The organism is Agromyces sp. NPDC029043 (genome assembly GCF_055564615.1).
Genome location: NZ_JBVHVX010000042.1, coordinates 1 through 7,216 on the forward strand (window position 1 = coordinate 1; position 7,216 = coordinate 7,216).

Sequence of the window (7,216 nt, forward strand, 5' to 3'; positions counted from 1 at the left end):
GAACACCACCGCGGCGCCATCGCCATGGCCAAGACCGAGATTCAAGACGGCCAATCGCCCGAGGCGATCGCGCTGGCACGCCAGATCGTCACTGATCAGGAGAGCGAAATTGCGAGGATGCAGCAGCTTCTCAACAACCCCTAGCGGTCGGACCCGCCCGGGTTTGCCTCGGCTACACACACATCGCGATCACCATCGCCGAGACGACACCGGATGCCGCTAGCGTGGTCGGCACCGCCACCACACCAGCCACCGCCGCGGCGGCACCCACATGATGACGTCGCGACCGGCACCGGTGACCGGAGTCCAAGCGGCTCAACCGAGGCCCCACCGACGACGAATCGCTGATCGACAACACACCCACCGGGCCCGCTACAGGTCCCGAACGGGCCAACGTTCCCAACGCCGAGCAGACCGCCCGCGCACCCACCAGCTGGGCCGCGCGGGCATCGGCGGCTTGCTCGACCAAGCCGGCGACCTCACGGCCCGCGCGGCTGAACAACGGAATCAGCGGGAACGCACGCCCGAGAGCGCGGGCCGCCAACACCACGGTGTGATGACGTTGCCGCCGGTGTGCGCGCTCATGAGCAACGACGGCATCGAGTTCCTCACCGGACAACGCCGCCTGCAACCCGGTCGTGGCGGCAATGCCGGCATCCTTGCCCGGCAGACAAAACGCCATCGGCCGCCCGTCGGCGAGCCACCACACATCGGGATAGCGCTCACTGCGGGCGCCCACCAACCGCAACGACTGAAGATACTCCTCACGAGCACCACGCATCCGCACCGCCGATCGCACCGCGATCGTCACCGCTCGGACAATCGCTGCCACGGTCACCACCGCCAGCACGCCACCAGAGATCGCTTCCACCCGCGGGGATGCGCCGTGTGACAACACCCGCAGACACGACACCACCTCAGACAACGAATGGATGCCGAAATGACCGGGAACCGCCAGCGTCACAACAGCTCCCACCCACAACAACGCAAACACGACCTGCGCGGCCGGCCAGGCCACCAACACCCAACGAGCATCGATACGGCCCTGCACCCGAACCATCCATCGAGGCCACAACCAGCCCAGCACACCCGCGGCAACAACTAACACCACCGCTGCACTCATGGATGCTCACCCATCGTTCGCCTCGATCCTCGACGCCCCGCCGTCAGCTCGCTGAGACCCACACTCAACACACCTTCCCGGCGACCCACCACCTGCACCACCAGCCAGTATGCCCCAGAAGTTCGTCCGTGACGCCGCAACTCCAGCACCCACCGCGCCGCCAATTACTAGGTTTTATAGTAGTTAGATGACGCGGGTTGACCCAGCCTGCGCGTACCAGTCCGAGGAATGCGCCGTGACCGAGAACCCGAAGGAGACGCACTCGCCCCCCGACGACCACCGTCGTCAGTATCTGCATGCCATGCGAGACGTCTACCGGGCACCCACGCCATACTCGGCCCACCAGTTCTTCCACCGCGCCCATCACCTCAGCGTCACCTCGAACCGACGCCGCCACCTCGCCGCACACATCGGTCTCGTCCGCCACCTCGCTGCGATCGGCGACCTCGCCGGGGCGCGTCACCACCTCGGTACCGTCCTTGCCTCCCTCGTCCTCCAAAGACATTGCGGCCAACAACCTTCGCAGGCTTCCATCCCCATCCAGAAGTCGTGACCACGACCACGACGCCCCAGAGGGCCAGGGTGGCTCTCTACCGACCCTCGATCCCGGTCTCGCCGCCACACCGAGCACACCATCCAGCGCCGCCACCACCGAACACGGCCCTATCCACACGAAAGTCCTAGCCGCTTGCCTGTCTCGAGCCTGTCCATCCGCACTGTTGCGGTCGTAGTCATCGCCACGCTGACTGTGCTGAGCGGTTGTGCCACCCAGGAACAACCCACATCCCCACCCCCGCCGGCAACCTCACCAGAGATAGTCGCAACACTGACCCCAGAACTCGACCACCTCCACGCCCTACACATCCGCGCCGACGGCACCATCCTCGCCGGAACTCACACCGGCGTAGTCGCCCTCACCGCAGACGGAACCACCAGCCGGGTCGGCGCCTCCGACGACGACTTCATGGGACTGACCGGGGTACCCGGCTCTGACCGGCTCTTCGCCTCCGGCCATCCCAGCCCGCGGAGCTCGGCACCCAACCCGCTGGGACTCGTCGCCAGCGAAGATGGCGGGCAGACATGGACACCGAGATCGGTGGCCGGCCAAATCGACTTCCACGCGCTCGCCACCAACGGACAACTACTCGTAGGCTTCGACGGAATCAACCGCCTGCTCGTATCGACCGACGACGGGACAAGCTGGACCACCGGCGCGTCCCTGGCCGCAGCAGCACTCACGATCACCGACCACGGCGTCTGGGCGACCACCCCCGCAGGGCTGCAACACAGCACCGACGACGCCCAGACCTTCACAACCGTCCCCGATGCGCCGGCCCTAGCCCTCCTGGCGGCCGCACCCGATGGCACGCTCTGGGGCATTGACACCGCCAACACCGTCTGGCGCAGCCCAGACGGCACACACTGGGAACAACGCAGCACCATCAGCAGTGTCACCGCGCTGGTCGCCAGAGACGCCGAAACTGCATACGCCGCAAACGGGCAATCGCTATACACGCTCAGCTAACGGACTCGTGGGGAGCAACGAAGGAAGGAGGCGACTGAGATCCGGAAGAGCGTTTAGATCTCGCCCACTCCTCGCGAGAACCGCCTAGGTCGCCCGGGCACCCCCCCTCTGTCAGATCGCCTTGGGCGGGGACGGCCATCGAAGGCCCCGCCAATCGGCTGTCCTGGTAGCTGCAGTGATGACATAACATAAACGAGGACTGGATCACCGAGCTCCGCCGCGACATGCACCGGGTTGAGGACGAGGACCCGCGGCTCGCCGCTGAGGTGTTCGACGTCTATCCCAGCGCGATCAGAGCCCTTGACGAACTCGCCGCCCGTTTCCGACAGGCAAGCCGCAACGCCTAGATCCACCGTCCTGTCCGGTCAATGTAATCCTGAGCGGTCGCCAGCCGCGATAATCACTCCATGATTCAGGCCGCCGGTCCCGACCCGTCAGCACCCATCACGATCTCGACTACGCGCAGTTCCACGGCAAGCTGACGTCGTTCCGCGACGCGCAGTTCCACGGCAAGCTGACGTCGTTCCGCGACGCGCAGTTCCACGGCAAGCTGACGTCGTTCCGCGACGCGCAGTTCCACGGCAAGCTGACGTCGTTCCGCGACGCGCAGTTCCACGGCGACCAGACGTCGTTCCGCGACGCGAAATTCCGTAGTGAGCTCGTGGACTTGTCCAGTATCCTCACGTCGGGGCCGGTCTCGTTTAGTTGGAGCCGATATCCTCGGCTTCGACCGGCTAACGTCCTGTTAGCGGGTGATTGGTTGCCTCAGATCCTCAACGACTCAATCGATTGACGAAACATGTTCGTACAGCGTCGATTCGAGCCCCTTTTCCTTTAGGGAACGAATTTCGTGGCGGAGACGATGCGCAGATGTGCGGCGTCGTCTCGGAAATCGAACTCGTCGTCGTCGAGCTCAACATCGAGAGTCCTCACGGTCACGACGACCTGGCCACCGTCACGCGACACACCCGCCACGACCGCCGGCACCAGGCCGTCGACGAGCACGTCATAGGGAGACAACTCCCGCGCCGGCACCACTCTGCTACCCAGCCCCACGACAATCCTCTCTCACGAAATGCCCCTCGATCGAGCCTTCGTGGTGAGGTCCGAAAAAGACCTCACCACGAAGCGGCATCGACCGTTCGATCACCCTGTTACACAGGGTGTCTCAGCGATCTCAGCAGCCCCCTCGAAGAAGCGGACGCACCACAGATCGCCGTCGCCGCCATCCTGGAAGCCCGACGCCTTCCAGTTGTCACCAGGACCCCACGACCGCGTGTCCGACTTCGCGATCGTCCCGTTCGGCCCGAACACCTCGTAGTACCCGGTGCGTACCCGCGCACCGGGCAGGCCCTCCTTCATATACGTGTCGATCTGCTGCACATCATGCGCCGAAGGATTCCAACTATTGAAGACCACACTGATGCACACACCACCGCCACCACACTCGTACTTGGCGAACCCACCGGCCTGCGCTCCGCCGACCCCTGTCGACGAAGCGACAGCACCGGCGGCCACCAACACCACCGCGACCCCGGCGACCCGTGATCCACGACCCCACATCTTCACAGCATTCCCCTCTCAAGTGTGTTCACTGACGTTGTCCCTTCTCTTTTCGTGATCCCACCCTCAGTGGGTAGGACGTAATCTCCGACACCGTCCCCGCCTCCACAGGCGCTTCACCACGGGAGGACTTCACCTCACTGCACCTCCACCAGCTCAGCGGCCAAGGGAAGTGCATCTCGGTGATTGCGCGGACCGCTCGCAGAACTGACTCAGAAGCTGCTCGACAGAGGCTTTACCGTCACCGAGGTCGACAAGCTGCTCGACCTGCTCGACGCAGCCTCCTCGAACTCCGAACGCAGCCGACCAAGCGCCGCACTCACACACAGCGGAGACGGCGGAGCAGGCAATTCGGCCCAGATCGCAGCCGCAATCGCGGCCTCGTCCGACATGCCGTGCCTGGTCGTCACCCGGCGACAGCGCCGCGCCGTGGTCAACAGGCGACGCGCCGACACCCCGGCAATCAAACCGTCCGGGTCGTCCGCCTCACGCGCTTCAAGCGACTCGAAGACGCCCATCGCCGACCACTACGGGGTCACGGCGACCGTCGAGGTCACCGCCGGCGCAGTTTCGGTCACCGTCACCGGTGGCGCAGTCTGCGTGACTGTAACCGTCGGAGCGGTTTCGGTCACCGTAATAGTCGGCGTCGTCGTCTCCGTAACAGTCGGCGTTGAGGTTTCGGTAACAGTCGGCGTCGACGACACCGACACTGCATCGGTCACCTGCCACGACGTTGGCGTCACGGAATCCGTTGACGGACTGGATGATTCAGAAGACGGCGCCGGAGAAGGCTGCTCAGGATCGGCCCACGCAGCTCCTGCGGCCACACCGACGGCAAGAGCGCCGGTACCAAAGATGACGGCCGCTACTCGCGGCCAACGGGGTCGACGAACGTCGGACCCCTCGGGGGTGATGTGACTGAACGGCAAAACAGCCACCTCCATTTCCAGTTGTTGGTTTCACCTACCTGGCCCACCCGGTGACGGCAACCACCGGAACAGGCCTGCACAGAGTGTACCCACGACCCTCCCCCGCCAACAGCTATTGCGATGTCATGAAGCATGACATACGGTAAGGGGGAGGAGTCAGGGCACCAGGCCCAGACCGAAACCCGAAGGGGCACACCATGCAGACTGTCACCGCGCCGACGCTCACCAGGCCGCGCACACGACCCGCCGCCACGACCCGCCGTTGCAGCGCGCGCACGAGAGGAACCACCATGCCCGCCCCCATACCCGCTGCCGGCCCACCACCGATGACCGCCGCCGAGTTCCGCGTCACCCGCGAGCGACTCGGCGTGAGTGGAGACTGGCTCGCCTGGAAACTCGGAGTCACCGAGCGGACCGTGCGGCGCTGGGAGAACGGCTCCACCATCATCCCCGTTGGCGTCGTCGAAGACATCCGTCAACTCGACGCGCGTACCACGGTCTTCGTCACCGAGACCATCAACGCCCTCGAGTCCGGCGAACGTGACGCCGACGGGTACGCCTGGGCCACCATCTACACCAACGAAGCGCAGTTCGAGGCCGCACTGCCCGACCTCGAGGAGCCGGCGTCGTGGCACCGCACCGCGCTGGGCCGGGTCGCCGCTTCTCTCCCCCACCTTCGTCTGCGTTTCCCCCAGGAGCTCATCGATTGAGTAGCGGGAACTAACTAACCGCCGGCACACGCCCCCCACAACCCCGCGCCGGTAGCCTGCGCCGACATCTCGGCGTCACGAAAAGCGTTGCGGTACGCATAGTTTTGGTTGCGGTAGGCATATTCGCGGCCGAACCCTTGTGTAATCAGCGCTTCGTTGAGTAACACACGGCCGTCGATCCACACATACGCCAACTCACGCCCGTAGCGATCCGTAGTGCCGGCCACAGAGTCTCGCTCCAACCACACCTGGCGACCCTGCGCTATCGACGTCGTGAATCTGCTCGCTTCGGGCCCAAAACACTGCACCGCTGTATCCGGCCGTTTGGTCTCCGGCGTATCCACGCCGATCAGACGCACCGACACCAGCTGATGGTCCCGACGAACCGTTACCGTGTCGCCGTCGGACACATGAACCACCACCAACGGCCCGTCCGCATCCGCAGGCCGGACCAACTCTTGGCCGCTCTGCGCGGCGGGCATCGTCGACGGCACAGGACGGCACCCGGCCAACGACGACCCGACAGCCACCACAAACGCCAGCGCGGCGATACGCCTACTCCACACGACCAGCTCGGCATTCGGCGACAAACCTCGCCATCCGATCCCGTGCGGACCGCACATACAGTGCGACCTCACAGTCACCAAGGTCGGTACACGTCGACATCAATGACGCCGCGATGAGATCTCCAACCTCATCCTCCGGCAGACCCTCGACCCCTCCCCAGAAGCGCGGATCAGCACCATTCGTCCACCGCGCCGCGTCGCGCAGCTCGCCCGCTGTCGAGGCCGACACACCCGCGGCCGCGCCCGCGTCAGCCAGACTGCACACGATCCGCCGCAGCAAACCACGAGCGCTCGTCACTCCCGGCGCATCAGGCCCGCACACACGTACACGATCCGATACCGCCCTCACGCCGAGACCTCGAAAACGAAACCACCAGAACATGATCTGTGACTGAACGGCAAAACAGCCACCTCCACTTCCACTTGTCGGGTTCACCTACCTGGCCCACCCGGTGACGGCAACCACCCGCACAGGCCTGCCCGAATCCTATCCACCATCACCGACACAACGAGCAGAACAACTGCGAGTGCTGCCGCGACACCGGGCCCTTCCGTGGTTTGCGTTGCTCCCGCACAATCACCTCGTCTGCCGGGCCGTGGGAGCCACTGACCTTGTGTCGTCTTGTCGCCCGGCGGTGGGGTGGCCAGGACCGCGGGGGGGGGGGGGGGGGGCGCGCCCCCCCCCCCCCCCCCCCCCCCCCCCCCCACGCAGCGGGGTGTCCTCCCAGGCGGCACGGTCGGCGGCGGTGAAGACGTCGACGTCGGTATGTGGCGGCGCGGGCGGTTGCAGCAGGAACCGC

Annotated in this window: 10 protein-coding genes; 6 read left to right on the forward strand and 4 right to left on the reverse strand. The window is 65.3% G+C overall.

The annotated features are described in order from the left end of the window. The coding region (locus ACZ4TW_RS23580; protein WP_465546917.1) for a DUF305 domain-containing protein at nucleotides 1-144 on the forward strand (144 nt) is incomplete at its 5' end. Between the two features lie 28 nt (nucleotides 145-172). Here the strand turns inward: ACZ4TW_RS23580 and ACZ4TW_RS23585 are convergent. Next, complete coding sequence (locus tag ACZ4TW_RS23585; protein WP_465546898.1) at nucleotides 173-1,123, reverse strand: M56 family metallopeptidase; 951 nt, start codon at nucleotides 1,121-1,123, stop codon at nucleotides 173-175. A 235-nt stretch (nucleotides 1,124-1,358) separates the two neighbouring features. Here ACZ4TW_RS23585 and ACZ4TW_RS23590 point away from each other — a divergent pair, with 235 nt between their 5' ends. From ACZ4TW_RS23590 to ACZ4TW_RS23600, 3 genes are all read left to right on the forward strand, one after another. After that, on the forward strand, nucleotides 1,359-1,676 hold the full coding sequence (locus ACZ4TW_RS23590; RefSeq protein ID WP_465546903.1) for a hypothetical protein: 318 nt from the start codon (nucleotides 1,359-1,361) through the stop codon (nucleotides 1,674-1,676). A 135-nt stretch (nucleotides 1,677-1,811) separates the two neighbouring features. Next, a complete protein-coding gene (locus tag ACZ4TW_RS23595) occupies nucleotides 1,812-2,648 on the forward strand; it encodes a F510_1955 family glycosylhydrolase (RefSeq protein ID WP_465546905.1) in 837 nt (278 codons plus the stop codon). Between the two features lie 478 nt (nucleotides 2,649-3,126). After that, nucleotides 3,127-3,441: a pentapeptide repeat-containing protein gene (locus ACZ4TW_RS23600; protein WP_465546919.1), complete on the forward strand. Its 315-nt coding sequence runs from the start codon at nucleotides 3,127-3,129 to the stop codon at nucleotides 3,439-3,441. Between the two features lie 41 nt (nucleotides 3,442-3,482). Here ACZ4TW_RS23600 and ACZ4TW_RS23605 read toward each other — a convergent pair whose 3' ends face one another. Both ACZ4TW_RS23605 and ACZ4TW_RS23610 read right to left on the reverse strand, forming a co-directional pair. Further along, nucleotides 3,483-3,704, reverse strand: coding sequence for a hypothetical protein (locus tag ACZ4TW_RS23605; protein ID WP_465546907.1), 222 nt, complete (start codon nucleotides 3,702-3,704; stop codon nucleotides 3,483-3,485). A 90-nt stretch (nucleotides 3,705-3,794) separates the two neighbouring features. After that, nucleotides 3,795-4,166, reverse strand: a complete 372-nt coding sequence (locus ACZ4TW_RS23610) for a hypothetical protein (protein ID WP_465546909.1) — start codon at nucleotides 4,164-4,166, stop codon at nucleotides 3,795-3,797. A 231-nt stretch (nucleotides 4,167-4,397) separates the two neighbouring features. Between ACZ4TW_RS23610 and ACZ4TW_RS23615 the strand changes: the two genes are divergently transcribed. Together ACZ4TW_RS23615 and ACZ4TW_RS23620 are read left to right on the forward strand one after the other, a co-directional pair. Then, nucleotides 4,398-5,129, forward strand: a complete 732-nt coding sequence (locus ACZ4TW_RS23615; RefSeq protein ID WP_465546911.1) for a hypothetical protein — start codon at nucleotides 4,398-4,400, stop codon at nucleotides 5,127-5,129. A 301-nt stretch (nucleotides 5,130-5,430) separates the two neighbouring features. Beyond that, entirely contained in the window at nucleotides 5,431-5,850 is a 420-nt protein-coding gene (locus ACZ4TW_RS23620) for a helix-turn-helix domain-containing protein (RefSeq protein WP_465546913.1), read from the forward strand. A 14-nt stretch (nucleotides 5,851-5,864) separates the two neighbouring features. On the opposite strand, the gene ACZ4TW_RS23625 is transcribed toward ACZ4TW_RS23620, so the two are convergent. Then, the gene (locus tag ACZ4TW_RS23625; RefSeq protein WP_465546915.1) at nucleotides 5,865-6,332 is read right to left on the reverse strand and encodes a thermonuclease family protein; all 468 of its coding nucleotides are present in this window, start codon (nucleotides 6,330-6,332) and stop codon (nucleotides 5,865-5,867) included. Nucleotides 6,333-7,216 lie beyond the last annotated feature (884 nt).

Coding starts and splice junctions, on each gene's coding strand:
- ACZ4TW_RS23620 (WP_465546913.1), top strand. CDS start 5,431: ATGCCCGCCCCCATACCCGCTGCCGGCCCACCACCGATGACCGCCGCC.
- ACZ4TW_RS23585 (WP_465546898.1), bottom strand. CDS start 1,123: ATGAGTGCAGCGGTGGTGTTAGTTGTTGCCGCGGGTGTGCTGGGCTGG.
- ACZ4TW_RS23625 (WP_465546915.1), bottom strand. CDS start 6,332: ATGCCCGCCGCGCAGAGCGGCCAAGAGTTGGTCCGGCCTGCGGATGCG.